This is a genomic window from Corynebacterium sp. LaCa54, assembly GCF_046717495.1.
In the GTDB taxonomy this organism is placed as follows: Bacteria; Actinomycetota; Actinomycetes; order Mycobacteriales; family Mycobacteriaceae; genus Corynebacterium; species Corynebacterium kefirresidentii.
In genome coordinates, this window is the sequence record NZ_CP177115.1 from 1188248 (window position 1) to 1204654 (window position 16407).

Consider the following 16407-nt stretch of genomic DNA (forward strand, 5'->3'; position numbering starts at 1 on the left):
GCAAACAAGACTATGTGTAGCGGAGTGCACTGCGTGGCCTAGCTACGTAGCATCCACTACACCGCCCCATTCCACTGCGATCGTGCCGACGAAGGAAAGGCCTATGTCCAGTAACTACACCACCGCCGACTATGAGGCGATCATCGCCAACTACACACCACACGCCGTGCGCTCTGAGCCGTGGAGCCACGTTGCCGACTTCACCCGCGAGTGCGTGCGCGCACTTAACATCACCCCGGATAACACCAGCCGCGACGCACTGCGCAACACGCTCAACTGCGTGTCCAAGCTCGCCGCCTGGGTCTGGGTGAGCTACGGCGTGGTGACTGTTGAGACCGTCTTCCACCCCGACATCATCGGCAACTACTTCCTTGCCGGAGATGGCGCAAAGCTCAGTCCGTCCACCGCTGGAACCCAGCGCTCGCTGCTGTGCCGGGTGGCAGAAGCGATCAACGACGACTGGAACCCTGACTACCAGCACCCGATCGCTTACGAGCCAACCCTTGAACCCTATGACAGTTATGCCTGTGACCGGCTGTGGGACTGGGCCGAGTCGCAACCCACAGCTGCCCGTCGCCGCAACTTCACCACGGTATTAGCTCTTACCCTGGGTGCTGGGCTGCGCGCGGGAGAAATCTGCACGCTGCGCGGCAAAGACGTGCGCGTTGACGGCGATGGGGTGCTGCTGTTTCCGCACGGCTACCGCGGGGCTGGCCCGCGCGAGGTGCCACTTTTGAAGTCGCACATCGAGCTTATCCAGCCGGTCATTATGGCTACCCGCCCGGAGGACTACCTGTTCAGGCCGGGCCGGGACAACGAGAACGTTAGCCAGCTCTCTGCCTACCTGCGCCGGGTAACACCTAGTTCGTCCCCGGATATGGTGCCGGATGCCCGCAGGCTGCGCAATACGTGGATTATCGACCGCATTGCAGCAGGAGTGCCCACTGATGTGCTGTGTGCTGCGGCGGGACTAAAGTCTTTGCACCAGTTCGAGGACTATGTGGTTGAGGCCGGAGCTAACCGCCGCCATGCCTACCGGATTCTTTTGGCCGGAGGATCGACCCATGGCACCCCAGGTGGAGGCCTGTACGTGCTGTAGCTCGTCTCACGGAGGCTCCCTGAGCTATCCCTGGCGATTGCATATCTGCAAAGTTGAATTGCGGATACGCAAAACTGGTCTCATGGCGCACAGAACCCACCAGGGACGAACCACCCTGTGACCTGCGGGTTTACTCATGGCCTGAGGTAAGAAGGCACCGCCACCTATTTCGTGGTGTAGGTGTGCTCACCTCTCTAGCCATGAACGACACGCCTGTAACTAATACCCGACTCACCAGTGTTGGAAACATGCAGTTTCCAACACTCGGGTCACTGACTGCCGTATCGGTTGCTGCGATGGTAAGGCCACAAGGCCTTGCCTGTAGTGACCTCGATATTGGCAATGACACGTCCCGTCGGGATCATCTCGCCGCGGATGATTCGGGTGATGGTGGAGGCGGGGATACCGCAGGCATCAGCCAAGTGCTTGGCACTGGGGTAGCTCCCGTTCAGGGTGAGCTGCTGGACGTTGCGGGCAAAGTCCTGCAATTTCCGCATGACCGGATCGTGGGCCTCGATATGGGCATTAGGCCAGTTGGCGTAACGCCTGACCGGAGCCTCGGCGGGAAGGTCGGAAGCCACGAGACCACTTCCTTTGAACCAGACGAAAAAGACGAACCACCTCAGTCTAAATACAGTGAGGTCTACGCTGTGATCGACACACTGACTACACGCGGATTACTGCCTGCCACCACGCCTGCGGCAGCGACAAACCGCAAGACTCAACTCGCTGCGTACTTTAGCTACATGCGTGACCGCTGGCACGTGGATGCCACCGTGGACAACTGCATCACGCTGCTGCAAGACGGCGGCTCGATCCGCACCTACCTGCAAGCCCGTAACGCGGATTTATCTAAGTCCAGCCTCAATGCCGCCCGCCGACTCCTTAACCGCTGCGCAAGCCACGTCATTGAACATCACGGTGGGCTGGACTGGGTAGAAGAGCTACCCGAGGTTATCTATCCTGCTGCAAGGTCTCCGCGCCTCGCCTACAACTCCCGCGAACTAATCCGTATTACGGATTGGCTGCGCTCTAGACCTCGCCGCGACTCGCGGCGCGTGGCCTACATCCTTGTGGCCTTAGGGCTTGGTGCTGGCATGACCACAGAAGAGATCTATCACTGCTGTTACGGCGACTTCACTGACTACGGCACCGTGCTGGCAGTACATGCCCGTGGTGGTCGAGGCCTCAAGCCGCGTACCATTCCGCTGACGGAACCTTATGGCGATGTCATGCGCCAAGTCCTGCGCGGTGTGGGCGCAGACCGCAGGGACGAACCACTGGTGAAACCCAACTCAGTACGCCGCCGTGATGATGCCACCGGCCCACACCTGATTCCTGACTTCATCCACAAGACGAGCCAGAACCCATCGAGTACCGGGATTGCACCCATCATCAACAGGCTGCGCTATACCTGGATTGCCGACCATGCCGCCGAGTATGTGGACTTTAACCAGCTGGTCTATGCCACCGGCGTCATACAGCCATTCCACCACGCCTTCCATCAGATGATCGTTGAGGCTGGGGCACTGACTGAGACCGAGTACTGGGTGTGGGCAAAAGGCAACAGGGGCGAACCTACCTACCCACCGCTGCGGCTGGTTACACCTACAGGGGAGGATACCTAAATGGCCCGCATATCGGTCACTCCCACCCCACTGCTGCGCTTGGATGGAGCTAGTGTGTCCTGGGCACTAAACACCATCGACCGCACCGACATATGCCACAGCCTTGAAACATGGCGGCGCGAGGAAGGATACGACCCGCAAAAAGGTGGGCGACCAAAGACTGTTAGCGACCGCGCCATCCTTGCGCTGTATCTGATTCTGGCCCGCTCCGGTCAACCCATGCACTTGACCACCATGACCACGCTCCTGGCCTCGCCTGATACGACAGACAAGGCCTTAGAACTCCTTAACCTGCCCAGCCGCGATAGGGCACGACGGGTAGGTGACTCTTACGCAACCCAGCACAACATCTGGTACTACCGCCTGTGGCGCGCGTTGCACAGATTCCTGGAACTGGTTGATCCTTTCGACAACATCCCGCACCACGTGCGGCTTACCCGTGATGAATTCAACCGGCTGATGGATGAACAAGACCCAGAGCGCCGCGAAGAAAAATGGCAGCGCGCCACCTATGTCTTCAACCAGCTGGTTATGTCCAGTACCAAAGACATGCCTGAGGAATACCTCAACAACTGGCAGGGAGACCTCACCCTAGACGGCACCCTGATTCCAGGGGTGCGCCGTGGAAACAAGCGTTGGACGAACCGGACAGATGATCTCATGTCCTCCGAGCCGGAAGCAGGCTGGTACTCCCGCGATGGGCAACAGGAAACACACGGAGAAAACAAGCGCACAAGGAACGCCAAACACGTCTGGGGCTGGGAGGCCACACTCGTGGCCGGAGTCATCCGCGACCAAGGCCCATACGAACAGCCACACCTGATTATGGGCATGGCCTTCGACCGGCCCAGCCACAACCCTGCCATCCGCGGGCTGCAAGCCATGTGTCACTTAACCGACGACCCCACCACGCCTAAAGGCGTGGTGGTTGGTGACCGCGCGTACTTCGCTGTGGCCAAGACCAAAGACTTCCACGAGCCACTACGTAAAAAGGGGTACACGCTGGTTGGTGATTACAAGTCCAACCAGCTGGGCCAGCGCGGCAGCTTTGAAACCATGTGCTTGGTTGAAGGCCACTGGTATTGCCCGGCCATGCCGAAGCCCCTGATTGAGGCCACTGAGCAGTTCAGGGCTGGCCTTATAGATGAGGCCACCTACAACCAGCGAATCAATGAACGCCGCGCCTATGCCATGCGTCGTAAAGGTGCTGACGATACCGGTGAGAGCCAGAGGTTTATGTGTCCGGGACGAGGTAAAGGAAAGACACTGGCATGTCCCTTGGTGGAAAAGAGTCAGCGCCAGGACGCGAAAGCCAAAGGACTTCCCGCCATCTCTGGGCCAAATCTGATTGCTGCACGCAAAGAAAAAGGCAAGTGCTGCACCAATAAGGCCTCGGTAACCATTCCTAACAAGGAAGGGATGCGTTACCGCCAGACTGGCCCTGCTTTTAAGACACCGGAATGGAAGAAGATTTATGGCACGTGGCGCAACGTTATTGAAACGCGCAACGACTATGTAAAGAACAATCGCGGTGGTGCTGCGATTGGTGACCATACGAGAAGGCCTGTTCGTGGTTTTGCTGCGGCCTTCTTCTATACAGCTCTTGGTGTGGTTGCGGCCAATGTATCTATGATTCGGCGTTTTCTTGGCCGGGTGGAAAGGGACGAAAAGACCCCACCACCTGAACGCCATGAGCCACAGCCGCCGCGCGATCCGGCGCGCGAGAAGGTATGCCCGAACGCGCCGCCTGCGCGCGAGGCTGCTTAAGACCAACTGAATACGCCTTTGTTTCTAGCTCGGAAAACCACATGGGGTTCCGGGCTAGAAGTCGTTTTAGAGGGGACGAACCATGTAATGTTTCTTATTGTTTCAGACCCGAGCCGAAGCGAAAACGACTAAACCCACCGCGATAAAGCGGTGGGTTTAGCTATGCGGAGCAGTTTCGCAAATGATTTAAGCTAGATTCGCAAAACCGTCGCCGCTATTTGTCGGGCTAACAGGATTTGAACCTGCGACCCCTACACCCCCAGTGTAGTGCGCTACCAAACTGCGCCATAGCCCGCCGTCGCACTGTGCGACTCATCTAGATTACATCAGTAGGATTCTACTGTGAAATTTGGGGTGTAACCTGCGTTAAAGCTCGCCGGTGGAATACACCCACGTACCGTCGAAGCGGCGGAACGAGGAACGTTCGCGCTGCGAACCGACAGCTGCTCCCTTATAAAACGCCTCAAATTCCACTACGCCGGAACTATCCATAAGGCCGCCGCCTTGGGTATCTAGGATATCGAGGCGGTAGAACCTAATGGGGGGAGTCTGCCAAGTCGAGGGCCTCAGGTCGAGTGACAGGGTCCCACGTGCGCAGCAAGTACTCCTCGTCGCCGGTAACAAAAGCGCTAAACCGGGAGCGCATGAGCGCTTCTGCGGTGGGCGCATTGCTACCGGCATGGTACTTGCCGCAGCACTCGCCGTAGGAAAGGCCGGTGCCACAAGGACAGCGGCGCGAGGAGTCATAAGCAGGCATTAGTGTGCGTCCACGATGGTGACGTTGCCTAGCATGCGCTGGACATCAGTATCCTTCGCGGCAGAGTGCAAAATTGATACCTCTTCCGCTGAGAGGTTACCGGCGAGTTCGATACGGCGCTCGAAGCTGGCAGGGCCGGTTTGGATGATGCTCACATGGACGTCGTCAAGCGCGAGCTTTTTGCCAGCCTCCTTGATAGCTTGGGTCGACGCCGCAGCGAGGGCAGACATAAGAAGGCCCTCGGCGGTAAAACCCTTGCCCTTGCCGCCGTTCTTTTTAGTGCGGTCGGCGCTAAGGCTATGGTCATTGTGGCGCACGACCACGCCGAATTTGGTGCCGGTAGCCGGCTGCGCAACAGCGGCGTCGGTACCTACTTCTTCCGGCGTGTAATCGGGAACGATAAACTGCTCGGCCCACGCCCCGATGAGATCCGCTGCACGAGCGGCCGTACCTTGCTTGGTGAGCAGGTGGTCGGCCTTGTCGAGGGAGACCAAGGACTTGGGGTAGCGCGTGAGGAGGAAGATATTCTGCGCATTATCGATACCCACGGTTTGGTCGATGGGAGAGTGCAACACCATCAAGGGCTTGCGTAGCTTAGGCAGATATTCCTCGGGGTTGGTATCTGCCAAGTCCTCCAAGAACTTGCGGGAGATGATGAGCCCGCGGCCGCCGAGGACGACTTCTACTTCACCATTGGCGTCGACCTCGCCAATCTTATCCGCGTAGTGAAGCACGGAGTGGGCTGGATCAAACGGGGCGCCGAGGGTAGCTACCGCTTTGAGGGACTTCATGGTCTTAGCTGCCTTCAAAGCGGCGGCTCCGCCCAGCGAGTGGCCCATCAGCAATTGGGGTGCAGAATAGTGTTCCGTCAGCCACGCGGCTGCGGCGTGGATGTCATCGACGTTTTGGCTAAAGGTAGTATCGCCGAATTCACCGGCGGACTGGCCCAGGCCGGGAAAATCAAAGCGCAGCGTGGCGATGCCGAACTCGGTGAGCTGCTTCGCGGTGCGGGCGGCACCAGGGGTATGGCGGGAGCCGGCGAAGCAATGGGCAAAGATGGCGTAGGCGATCGGGGGAGAATCCGGGAAGTCGATGGTTCCAGCCATCTCAGTACCCCGGCTCGAAGGCAGCTTTACATTGACGGATTGCATGAGAACTAGAATAACGGGCCTCTTTCCCGCAATCCATACGAGGTTGACTACAGTCGATAGGAGCAATCCATTTAAGGAGGATGAGTCATGGGCGCGTTTGATTGGTTCTGGAAGGCAATGGGCTCGCAAAGCGAGCGTAATAATAAGAAATCCAAGGCCATCGTGGGTTCGGCAGACGAAGCTGCCCGGACATTGAGCCAGCACGATGACGCAGCTGTGGCCCAGGCCGCGCGCGATGCCGTTCAGTCCGGTGAGATAGTGGACAAGGCGCAGTTCCTCGCGGCCCTGGCAGTGGCCTGCGAACGCACCCTGGGCATGAACCCCTTTAACGTGCAATCACAAGCGGTCCTGCGCCTACTCACCGGAGACGTCATCCAGATGGCCACCGGTGAAGGCAAGACACTGGTGGGTGCCATGGCTGCCACCGGCTTTGCGCTGACCGGAAAGCGCGTCCATGTAGTTACCGTCAATAACTATCTTGCTGCTCGCGACGCCGAATGGATGCGCCCCGTAGTGGAGTTCTTTGGCCTGAGCGTTGCCTCGGTAACAGAGGGCATGACTCCGGACGAGCGCCGCGTTGCCTACGCACAGGATATTATCTATGCGCCCGTGAACGAGCTAGGCTTCGACCTGCTGCGCGATAACCAGATCACTGACCGTTCCCACACCGTGCAGGCCGCCGGGGATGTTGCCTTGGTGGACGAAGCCGACTCCGTCTTGGTAGATGAGGCCCTTGTGCCGCTGGTACTTGCCGGAAACCGACCGGGCGAAGCACCCACCGGACATATCACCAATGTGGTTTCCCACCTGCGCGAAAAGCTGGACTACATCATCTCTGAGGACGGCCGCACCGTTCAATTGACCGAAGATGGTGCGCGCCGTGTGGAGCAAGAATTGGGCATTGATTCGCTCTATTCCGAGGAGAATATCGGCACCATTTTGGTGAAGGTTAACCTTGCTCTGCATGCCAAAGCGCTGCTTATCCGAGACATTCACTACATTGTGGTTGACGGCAAGCTGCAGCTTATCGATGCCTCGCGGGGCCGCGTTGCCGACCTGCAGCGCTGGCCCGATGGCCTGCAAGCGGCGGTAGAGGCCAAGGAAGGCCTGGAAGTCTCTGAAGGTGGGCGCATTCTCGATACCATCACCTTGCAAGAACTTATGCGGCGCTACCCACTGGTGTGCGGGATGACGGGCACCGCGGTGGAGGCAACCGATCAGCTGCGCCAGTTCTACGGTCTGCACGTCTCTGTTATTGACCGTAATAAGCCTCTGCAGCGGTTTGACGAACAAGACCGTATCTTTGCGACGGTCGAGGATAAATCTGCCGCTATCGTGGAAGAAATCGCCGCCATCCACGCTACGGGGCAACCCATCCTGGTGGGCACGCAGGATGTCGCCGAATCGGAGGATTTGGCAGATGCACTGGGCAAGCGGGGCATTGAGGTCAATGTCCTCAACGCCAAAAATGATGAGCAAGAGGCGCGGATAGTCGCCGAGGCCGGAGATATCGGGCGCGTTACCGTTTCTACCCAGATGGCCGGTCGTGGTACTGATATCAAGTTGGGCGGCGCTAGTGAGGCCGACCATGACGCAGTAGCGGAGCTTGGCGGCCTAGCGGTCATCGGTACCTCGCGGCACCGCACCGCCCGCTTGGACAACCAGCTGCGCGGGCGTGCGGGCCGGCAAGGAGATCCGGGGCTTTCCCTCTTCTTTGTCTCCTTGGAGGATGACGTGGTTCAGCAAGGCGGCGACGGCGAAACTGTCCGCGCCCAACCGGCCGAGGACGGACGTATCGAGTCCAAACGGGTCAGTGACTTTGTAGCGCACTGCCAGCGCGTGACCGAAGGGCAATTGCTCGAGATCCATGCCCAGACATGGAAGTACAATCAGCTCTTAGCTGATCAACGCATCATCATTGATGAGCGCCGAGCCAAGCTTTTGGATACCGATCAAGCCTGGCAGGAGCTTTCCCAACGCGCCCCAGAGCGCGCAGCAGAGCTTGCGGAGGTTCCCGAGGAAGCTCGCGTTAAGGCCGCACGCGAAATCATGCTTTATCACTTGGACCTTGCATGGGCCGACCATCTGGAGCTCATGGACGATGTCCGTGAGTCCATTCACTTGCGCGCTATCGCCCGCGAGACGCCGATCGATGAATACCACCGCATTGCGGTAAGGGAGTTTAAGGACTTGGCCCAGCGGGCCGTCGAAAAGTCGGTGGAAACCTTCCACACAGTGCTTATCGACGCCGCCGGGGCGCACCTTGATGACGCCGGCCTAGCCCGCCCGAGTGCTACGTGGACCTACATGGTTTCCGATAACCCCCTTGCGGGCAAGGGAAATTCCGTGCTGAGCGGTATCGGAAACATTTTCCGGTGAAATAAATCTCCACCAAAGGGTCGCGGACCCAAATAAGTCGCTAGTATTGTCATAAGTAACTCGTAACTAATCCCCGGAGGTAACAATGAGCGAGAACACCGGAACCCCGGAACCACAGGTAGAGACCACATCTGTATTCCGCGCAGACCTGCTCAAGGAGATGGAAAACGGCGCGAATGGCAACGAGACTGCCGTTGCCGGTACCGATAACCTGGCAGAGGGCCAGGCACTCTTGGTGGTCAAGCGCGGCCCGAATGCGGGTGCCCGCTTCTTGTTGGACCAGGCGACTACCACCGCTGGCCGCCATCCCGAGGCGGACATCTTCCTCGATGATGTTACGGTATCCCGCCGTCACGCGGAATTCCGCAAGAATGATGATGACAAGTTTGAGGTAGTTGACGTGGGATCCCTCAACGGAACCTACGTGAACCGCGAGCCACGCAACTCCCAGGTGCTCGAGGTGGGAGATGAAATCCAGATTGGCAAGTTCCGTTTGGTTTTCATCGCTAACCAGAGCTAATTCTTTCGTAGACCAGCCGCGCTTCCGTTCGAGGAAGGGCGGTGTAGTCTACGTATGGCACGATAAGAACTTTTTTCAGGACCCCTAAGAGATAGACACAGTGAGCGCAGCAGATTCTTCGGCAGCAGCAGTACGCCGTACCAGCCCCAAAGCTAAAAAGGCTAAGACTATGTCCATTGGCGTGGTTTTGGAGACGCTGAATCAGCAATTCCCAGACGTCACGGTGTCCAAGATTCGCTTCCTTGAATCAGAGGGGCTTATTAGCCCGCAGCGCACGGCCTCGGGCTACCGCCGCTTCACCCAAGAAGACGTGGACCGGCTGCGTTATATTCTCACCACTCAGCGCGATAACTATACGCCGCTAAAGGTTATCCGTGAGCAGCTAGAGGCCATGGATTCCGGTCAGGTCACCGCCATTGTTTCTGCGGGCCATGCCGAAACCCTCCTGTCCCCGCAGCAGTTTAAGGCCCCTGTCGTCACGCGTTTGACTGATGTAGAGGTAGCCACGCAGGCGGGGTCCAGTGAAGATGACGTCGCATCCTTAGTGAAGTACGGCCTCATTCGCCCAGATGCTGCTGGGTTTTTCAATACCGATGACGTGGCTATTGTCTCAGCCGCCGTGGCCCTCAAGGCTTTTGGTTTCGGTGCCCGTGAGCTTAAGTCCCTGCGCAATAACGCGCGCCGGCAGGCTGACCTGATTTCCCAGGCCGCAGCTCCAGTGGCACACTCAAACTCTGATACTGCACACCAGAAGGCGGAAGAAATCTCCCAGCAGATGACCGCGCTCGTGGTGTCTTTGCATGCGACCCTGGTGAAATCAGACCTACGTGACGAATACCAGGCTTAATACACCACCAATTCCATCTTTGTGGGAGAGTGGTAGTCATGAGTGATGTAACCCTAGAGTTCCACGGAATCCACCAAGTCGGTCCTGAAGATGATGTCTGCGCATTGTTGCGCTGGCCAGAGGAAAATCGCTTGATCCCCGTGTGGATTTCTCCCATTGAGGGCATGCAATTGGCCGCCGCTTTAGATGGGCACCAGCCAAACCGGCCCAACTCGCACGATCTGATCTGCGAGATCCTTGAGGCAACAGGCGGGGTGGAATCCATAGACGTTGCCAACTACCACCAGGGAACGTTCATGGTAGACATTAAGGCTGCGAACGGCGAGGCTTATGATGCTCGGGTTAGCGATGCGCTAGCTGTATCCGAATTTTTCAATGTCCCCATTTCTGCCGAGGCGGAGCTCCTCGCGCAGGTATCCGTTTATGCCAGTGATGCGGATCTGAAAGAATATTTCGACTTGGAGATTTCTACCCCTTCTCAAGATGATTCGGAAACTGGCAGCGAAAACGCGGAGTCTTCCACATCGGCATCAGGGAATGCGCAGGCAGATGCGGATTTCGAGGCCATGATGAGATCTTTGGGAATGGAAGAAAAGGATTTCCTTTCGGGGGATGATGAAGAAAAAAGTTAATGACACGCGTGTGACTAATGGTGACAATGTGGTTCTAGAAGTCTAAAGTTGTACTTGAAAGTTGAGCAGGCAGCGCTTGACGGGTGCATGCGCTTGGCTTTTAATTGATCTTTAGAACTTCCAACAAACCCCATTGGAGTAATTACGTGAGCATTATCGAGGACTCCCAGTCCGAATCCACCTACGTACAGGAATCACTTTTTGATGTCGGACCTGATGAGGAAGTGGGCTACCGCGTGCCTATTGCCTGCCAGGTTGCCGGCATTACTTATCGCCAGCTGGACTATTGGGCACGCACCAACTTGGTGAATCCGTCCATCCGAACGGCACGTGGTTCTGGTTCCCAGCGCCTGTATTCCTTCAAGGATGTATTGGTACTCAAGATTGTTAAGCGCCTGCTAGATACCGGCATTTCCCTGCAAAATATCCGTTTGGCCGTTGAGTCCCTGCGGGATCGTGGTGTCAATGATTTGGCAGAGCTCACCCTCGTATCAGATGGCACCACCGTGTATGAGTGCCGTTCTAACGATGAGGTAATTGACTTGCTTGCCGGTGGCCAGGGCGTCTTTGGCATTGCAGTTCCTGGTATCTTGAAGGAACTGTCCGGTACCATTTCTTCTTTCCCTTCGGAACGCATCGAAGACTTCGCCGAGGACAACGTCGTCGGGCTCGACGAGCTTGCTGCCCGTCGCAAGCGCAAGAGCTCCTAGGCTTTGAACATAAGAATCCACCCTATTTCCCGGCTCACGGGGAAATAGGGTGGATTTTTGATCTCCAAACAACGAGCAGCCTACGTTAAGCGCCCCTCGGAACCTTTTATCTCTTCGCGTCGCTGGGCCCTAGCCCAAGGCGCTTCAATCCGGCTTTTAACACGGGCTCGATTATTGAAGTGCCACCTGTGCCTAGCTGTCGGTACCTCTATGGAGATAGAAATAAAGGCACCCAACATAATCGTTTGGTGCCGAGGGAAAGGGCGGTTGGATATTAAACGCCTGCGGCCTTAGTTATAGCGCCAGTAAGCTTGGCTTCCTCCGCTGAGTCAACGGTGGTGAAACTATCGGCTGCGGACTTTAGAGCTGCATCCACGTTGCCTTCACCTACGTGCACGACACTGAGGGAAACGTCCTTCGAAGCAGCGTCCTTAAGTGCAGCCGTAAATTGAGCATCATCCATGTCTTGCTCGGTACCTGTAGTCACCACGAGCACCCGCGCCTTGTCGCCGCTACCTGCAGCTTGGTCGGCAGCGTTAGCTACAGCCGCTACAACAGCGCTGCGCGTTTGTGGAACACCGCCGGTACCAAAGCCGCCGAGGGTGCCGGATACGGCATTGCCATCCCCAAAACCCAAGTTCTGGCGGTAGCCAACCGTTGCCGTCTCAGAGATGGGTGAAGAATAATTCCACAAGGACACAGCCCCGCCGTCAGCAGCTAGGTCAGACGCGGTGGTGCCCAAGGCCTGGGAGACAGGACCGTAGATGGGAGCCATTGAGGAGGAAGTATCCAAAAGAAGTAGGGTATTTGCAGCCATCGTTAGATCGGGTTTGGGTTGTGCTGCGGAACTAGGAGCTGGGGCGGAGCTCCGTGGAGAGGAAGAACTGGTAGGCGCGGCGGAAGTGGGGACACTGGAGGTCGTTTTCGTGGTCATCTCCGTTGTAGCCTCGCTGCTGCTTTCAACAGCTGCGGGAGCAGCGGCATCGTTCTCATCGGCGTTGTCCATACCTCGCACGAGGAAGGTCACCAAGGCGATGATGGCCAGAAGCGCGATGACAGCCACTGCAATAACCCATCCCGCTACTGCGAAGGTATTTTTCCCATTTGAATGCCGTGCCATGTGGTGTGTTCCTCCCAAGCAAACTGCCGTTGTTAGTGGCTTATTGTAGCGGGGCGAGTGCCTGATCTATCACAGCGACAAGCCTGGCTCGCAGCGGTTCGGCCTTCTGCGCCAGGGAACGCTGCCGAGAGACATATTCGGCTTTGCCTTCAGGGGTTTCGATGGGCACTACCCCGAGACCCCAATCACGGCAGTCATAAGGAGAGGCCTCCATGTCTAGGATGCGTGCTTCAATCGCCAAATCTAGGCAGTCAAGGAATAGCTTGCCGGGAACCAAAGGGCCTAGCTTCCACGCCCATTTATAAAGATCCATCGTGACGTGTACGCAGCCCGCTTGGTCATTTGCGGGCTGGTCTTCGCGGTGCAGCACGGTGAGGTTAAGCGGACGAGCTGGTGGGGTGAAGAAACGGAAGGCATCGTAGTGGGAGCACTTAATTGAGTGTTCATCCACAACGCGGTTTGTGCCTTCTGCACCTAGGCGCAAAGGAAGCGAATGGCGCGGGGTGTCTGTGTGGTAAACCATCGCCCATTCGTGCAGGCCAAAGCAGTCAAAGTGGGCGGGGTTGCTTGCAGAGTGGCGAAGAAGATTCGAGATATAACGAACCGAGCTACCGCGGCGTTGTAGAAAGCCAGCCACATCGACGGTTACGCCGTCTGGGGTGGCGTGGTAGTCGCGCCATTCGGCGTGTGGGGGAGTGCCTTCTAGCGCTATTCCTACACCCGGGTGCCAACGCTTCAAGTGGGAAGGCCGGACGGGGTAGTACTCAAAGAGAAAATCGAAGACAGGGTGATAGCTGCCAGGGTGGCGGAAACGCTGTAAGCGGTCGGTGGCTTGCTTTTCGTGTTGTTGCAGCTGAGCTTGCCAATCATCCGGGCTCAAAGTGTGCACGAGGGCATTCCTCCTTGTCTTAGCGGCCGCGGCGACGGGTGTTTCTACTACCTGGGCGGCGGCGTTGAGATGGGGATTTCTTCTTTGCGGGCTTCGCTTGGTTCTGGGGCGTGGCCTGCCCAGGCGGGGGAAGGGCGGGACCATTCGGTTTGCGAGCACCCGTTACCTCCTTGAGTACAGGTGCACCTGCAGGATTATCGCGGCTAGAAATATCGTGCTCAGTAGCCGTGACCCCTGCTTTGTTAATAAGCGCTGATACTTCCTTGCGTTGTTCATCCATGACCAAAGTAACGACGGTCCCCGCCGCGCCGCCACGTGCCGTGCGCCCAGCGCGATGGAGATATGCCTTGTGTTCTGCGGGTGGATCGATATGAACGACGAGGGAAACATCCGCAACATCGATACCGCGCGCGGCAATATCTGTGGCAACCAGCACGGGGACGCTGCCATCGCTAAAGCCCTCGATGGCGCGGGTGCGCGCGCCTTGCCCCTTATCTCCATGTAGCGGATAAGCATTGATGCCAGCACGGCGCAGCTTTTTGACTTGCCTATCCACCCCGTGCTTCGTACGCATGAACATGATGGTTTTGCCCTGGCGAGCAGCAATTCGCAAGGCTACTTCATTCCGCGCCGGACGGTCACCGACGAAAAAGAGATGATGGGACATGGAGTCCACCGCAGCTTGAACCGGAGCAGTGGAGTGGACAATAGGATCGTGGAGGAATTGCTCCACCAGCTTATTGACGTCCCCGTCGAGGGTCGCCGAAAACAGCAATCGCTGACCTGTTGCTGGGGTCAACCGCAGGAGTTTGCGTACCTGGGGTAGAAAGCCCATATCGGCCATTTGATCGGCCTCATCAAGGGTGGTGATGCGGACCGCATCCAAATACAGCTTTCCCTGGTTTATGAGATCTTGGGCGCGGCCAGGGGTGGCGACGAGAACATCGACGGGGCGTGCCAGCGAGCGGATATGGTGATTGATATTTACCCCACCCACCACGGCGAGAACTCTCAAGCCAAGCGTTGCCGCAGGTTCATCAAGACGCTGGTAAATCTGGGTGGCCAACTCCCGGGTTGGCGCAAGAATGAGCGCACGGGGATGAGCGGGCTTGGAAGCACCCGTTCCGGCAAGGCGCGCGAGCATGGGTAAACCGAAGGTAAAGGTTTTTCCGGAACCGGTAGGGCCGCGGCCGAGTACATCTTTGCCCGCGAGGACGTCGGGAATCGCGGCGCTTTGGATGGGAAATGGTTCGGTGATGCCTTGGTCACGCAATACGTGCACTAGGCGCTGGGGTAAGCCGAGATCGGCAAAGGTAGTCATTGTTTACCCATACTATCGGCAGTAAGGCGGATCGCCGCATTCGTGTGGAAGCGCCTGCTAAATATGGGAAAGGGCCCCGAAGGGCCCCATCAAAGAAATACGAATCTAGTCGATTTGGGTCAAGCTGCGGTCGCCAGACCACTCGATGTGGAAGGCACCTGGCTTATCGGTGCGCTTGAAGGTGTGTGCGCCGAAGAAATCGCGCTGGCCTTGAATCAGGGCGGCGGGAAGGCGCTCGGCGCGCAGGCTGTCATAATAGGAGAGGGAAGAGGCAAAGACTGGGGCCGGTAGGCCCAGCTGAGTGGCAGCGACGACTACTCGGCGCCACGGATCGATGAGGTCTTCCAGCTCACCCTTGAAGTAAGGATCGAGGATGAGGGCAGGAAGGTCTGCATTATTGTCGTAGGCTGCGCGGATGCGATCCAAGAACTTGGCCCGGATGATGCAGCCGCCACGCCAGATAGTAGCTAGGTCGCGAGGGTCCACATCCCATCCGAATTCCTCGGATCCAGCCTTGATCTCATCGAAGCCTTGGGAGTAAGCAATGAGCTTGGCCGCATAAAGGGCGCGGCGCACGTCTTCAATAAACGCGGCTTTGTCCACGTCCAGCTCCTTGATAGTGCCGGCAGGCAGCTGGCCTTCTTGGGCAGCGCTGCGCTGCGCGGTGGAGGAGGAAAGCGCGCGGGCGAAGACCGATTCGGCGATGCCGGTAATGGGAACACCGAGCTCCAAGCCATTGATGGCAGTCCAGCGGCCGGTGCCCTTTTGGCCGGCGGCGTCTACGATGACGTCGACAAGCGGGGCACCAGTCTCCGGATCCTTTTGGGCCAAAACCTCGGCGGTAATTTCAATGAGATAGGAGTCAAGGTCGCCGGAGTTCCATTCGCGGAATACCTCTGCGATCTCGGCCGGCGCCATGCCTGCACCGTAACGCAGTAGCTGATAAGCCTCGCCGATGACCTGCATATCGGCGTATTCGATACCATTGTGGACCATCTTTACAAAGTGGCCGGCGCCATCTGGACCAATGTGGGTAACGCATGGAGTGCCATCAACATTAGCGGCGATGGACTCAAGAATCGGGCCAAGAGTCTCCCAGGATTCCTTCGGGCCACCAGGCATGATAGCCGGGCCATTGAGCGCACCCTCCTCGCCGCCAGAGATGCCAGCACCCACAAAGTGCTTGCCGCGGGCGGCTACGTCCTTCTCGCGGCGAATGGTGTCCGTGAACAGCGCGTTACCGCCATCAATAATGACATCGCCCTCATCCATGGCCTCAGCCAGCTGATCGATGACCGCATCGGTGGCCTTGCCAGCCTTAACCATGATGATTGCCTTGCGTGGGCGCTCCAAAGAAGCCACGAAGTCCTCGATGGTCTCCGAAGGCACGAAATTGCCTTCCTCACCGTGAGCCTCAATGAGCGCATGGGTCTTTTCAGGGCTGCGGTTGTAGACCGCTACGGTATTGCCGTTGCGGGCAAAGTTACGGGCCAAATTAGATCCCATGACCGCCAATCCCACGACGCCAATTTGAGCAAGTTCATTCTTATCAGTCATGCTGCCTATCCTACGTCACTGAGATGCGGT

14 protein-coding genes, 1 tRNA gene and 1 pseudogene are annotated in these 16407 nt (G+C 57.6%); 8 read left to right on the forward strand and 8 right to left on the reverse strand.

Features of this window, described 5'->3' with window-relative positions:
• Positions 1–103 precede the first annotated feature (103 nt).
• Positions 104–1099 (forward strand): tyrosine-type recombinase/integrase, encoded by a 996-nt coding sequence (locus ACLI1M_RS05840; RefSeq protein ID WP_411706729.1) that lies wholly within the window; start codon positions 104–106, stop codon positions 1097–1099.
• A 269-nt stretch (positions 1100–1368) separates the two neighbouring features.
• Here the strand turns inward: ACLI1M_RS05840 and ACLI1M_RS05845 are convergent, their stop codons facing one another.
• Entirely contained in the window at positions 1369–1680 is a 312-nt protein-coding gene (locus ACLI1M_RS05845) for a helix-turn-helix domain-containing protein (RefSeq protein ID WP_167315508.1), read from the reverse strand.
• 165 nt (positions 1681–1845) lie between these two features.
• Between ACLI1M_RS05845 and ACLI1M_RS05850 the strand changes: the two genes are divergently transcribed.
• Complete coding sequence (locus ACLI1M_RS05850; protein ID WP_411706731.1) at positions 1846–2727, forward strand: hypothetical protein; 882 nt, start codon at positions 1846–1848, stop codon at positions 2725–2727.
• Positions 2728–4494, forward strand: coding sequence for a hypothetical protein (locus ACLI1M_RS05855; RefSeq protein ID WP_411706732.1), 1767 nt, complete (start codon positions 2728–2730; stop codon positions 4492–4494).
• A gap of 221 nt (positions 4495–4715) precedes the next feature.
• Here ACLI1M_RS05855 and ACLI1M_RS05860 read toward each other — a convergent pair.
• From ACLI1M_RS05860 to ACLI1M_RS05870, 3 genes and pseudogenes are all read right to left on the reverse strand, one after another.
• Positions 4716–4789, reverse strand: a tRNA-Pro gene (locus ACLI1M_RS05860).
• 71 nt (positions 4790–4860) lie between these two features.
• Positions 4861–5251, reverse strand: a pseudogene (locus ACLI1M_RS05865) (YchJ family protein).
• Positions 5251–6402 carry an alpha/beta fold hydrolase gene (locus tag ACLI1M_RS05870; protein WP_248098246.1) on the reverse strand — a complete coding sequence of 384 codons (1152 nt, stop codon included), beginning with the start codon at positions 6400–6402 and terminating at the stop codon, positions 5251–5253. The pseudogene ACLI1M_RS05865 and the gene ACLI1M_RS05870 overlap by 1 nt, the downstream one beginning before the upstream one ends.
• An 87-nt stretch (positions 6403–6489) precedes the next feature.
• On the opposite strand from ACLI1M_RS05870, the gene secA2 reads away from it, so the two are divergent.
• From secA2 to ACLI1M_RS05895, 5 genes are all read left to right on the forward strand, one after another.
• Positions 6490–8781 (forward strand): accessory Sec system translocase SecA2, encoded by a 2292-nt coding sequence (secA2, locus tag ACLI1M_RS05875; RefSeq protein WP_200287520.1) that lies wholly within the window; start codon positions 6490–6492, stop codon positions 8779–8781.
• Positions 8782–8866: 85 nt separating this feature from the next.
• A complete protein-coding gene (gene odhI, locus ACLI1M_RS05880) occupies positions 8867–9301 on the forward strand; it encodes an oxoglutarate dehydrogenase inhibitor Odhl (protein WP_023021587.1) in 435 nt (144 codons plus the stop codon).
• 100 nt (positions 9302–9401) lie between these two features.
• Positions 9402–10148: a MerR family transcriptional regulator gene (locus tag ACLI1M_RS05885; protein WP_034655346.1), complete on the forward strand. Its 747-nt coding sequence runs from the start codon at positions 9402–9404 to the stop codon at positions 10146–10148.
• Between the two features lie 38 nt (positions 10149–10186).
• A complete protein-coding gene (locus ACLI1M_RS05890) occupies positions 10187–10780 on the forward strand; it encodes a bifunctional nuclease family protein (protein ID WP_239208335.1) in 594 nt (197 codons plus the stop codon).
• Between the two features lie 146 nt (positions 10781–10926).
• The gene (locus ACLI1M_RS05895; protein ID WP_023021584.1) at positions 10927–11490 is read left to right on the forward strand and encodes a MerR family transcriptional regulator; all 564 of its coding nucleotides are present in this window, start codon (positions 10927–10929) and stop codon (positions 11488–11490) included.
• A 274-nt stretch (positions 11491–11764) separates the two neighbouring features.
• Here the strand turns inward: ACLI1M_RS05895 and ACLI1M_RS05900 are convergent, their stop codons facing one another.
• The 4 genes from ACLI1M_RS05900 to gndA form a co-directional block, all read right to left on the reverse strand.
• Entirely contained in the window at positions 11765–12610 is an 846-nt protein-coding gene (locus tag ACLI1M_RS05900; RefSeq protein WP_200287516.1) for a hypothetical protein, read from the reverse strand.
• A gap of 40 nt (positions 12611–12650) precedes the next feature.
• The gene (locus ACLI1M_RS05905) at positions 12651–13499 is read right to left on the reverse strand and encodes a 3-methyladenine DNA glycosylase (RefSeq protein ID WP_248098248.1); all 849 of its coding nucleotides are present in this window, start codon (positions 13497–13499) and stop codon (positions 12651–12653) included.
• Positions 13500–13518: 19 nt separating this feature from the next.
• Positions 13519–14820 carry a DEAD/DEAH box helicase gene (locus ACLI1M_RS05910; protein ID WP_023027850.1) on the reverse strand — a complete coding sequence of 434 codons (1302 nt, stop codon included), beginning with the start codon at positions 14818–14820 and terminating at the stop codon, positions 13519–13521.
• A 105-nt stretch (positions 14821–14925) separates the two neighbouring features.
• A complete protein-coding gene (gene gndA, locus ACLI1M_RS05915) occupies positions 14926–16377 on the reverse strand; it encodes an NADP-dependent phosphogluconate dehydrogenase (protein ID WP_023021580.1) in 1452 nt (483 codons plus the stop codon).
• Between the last annotated feature and the right edge of the window lie 30 nt (positions 16378–16407).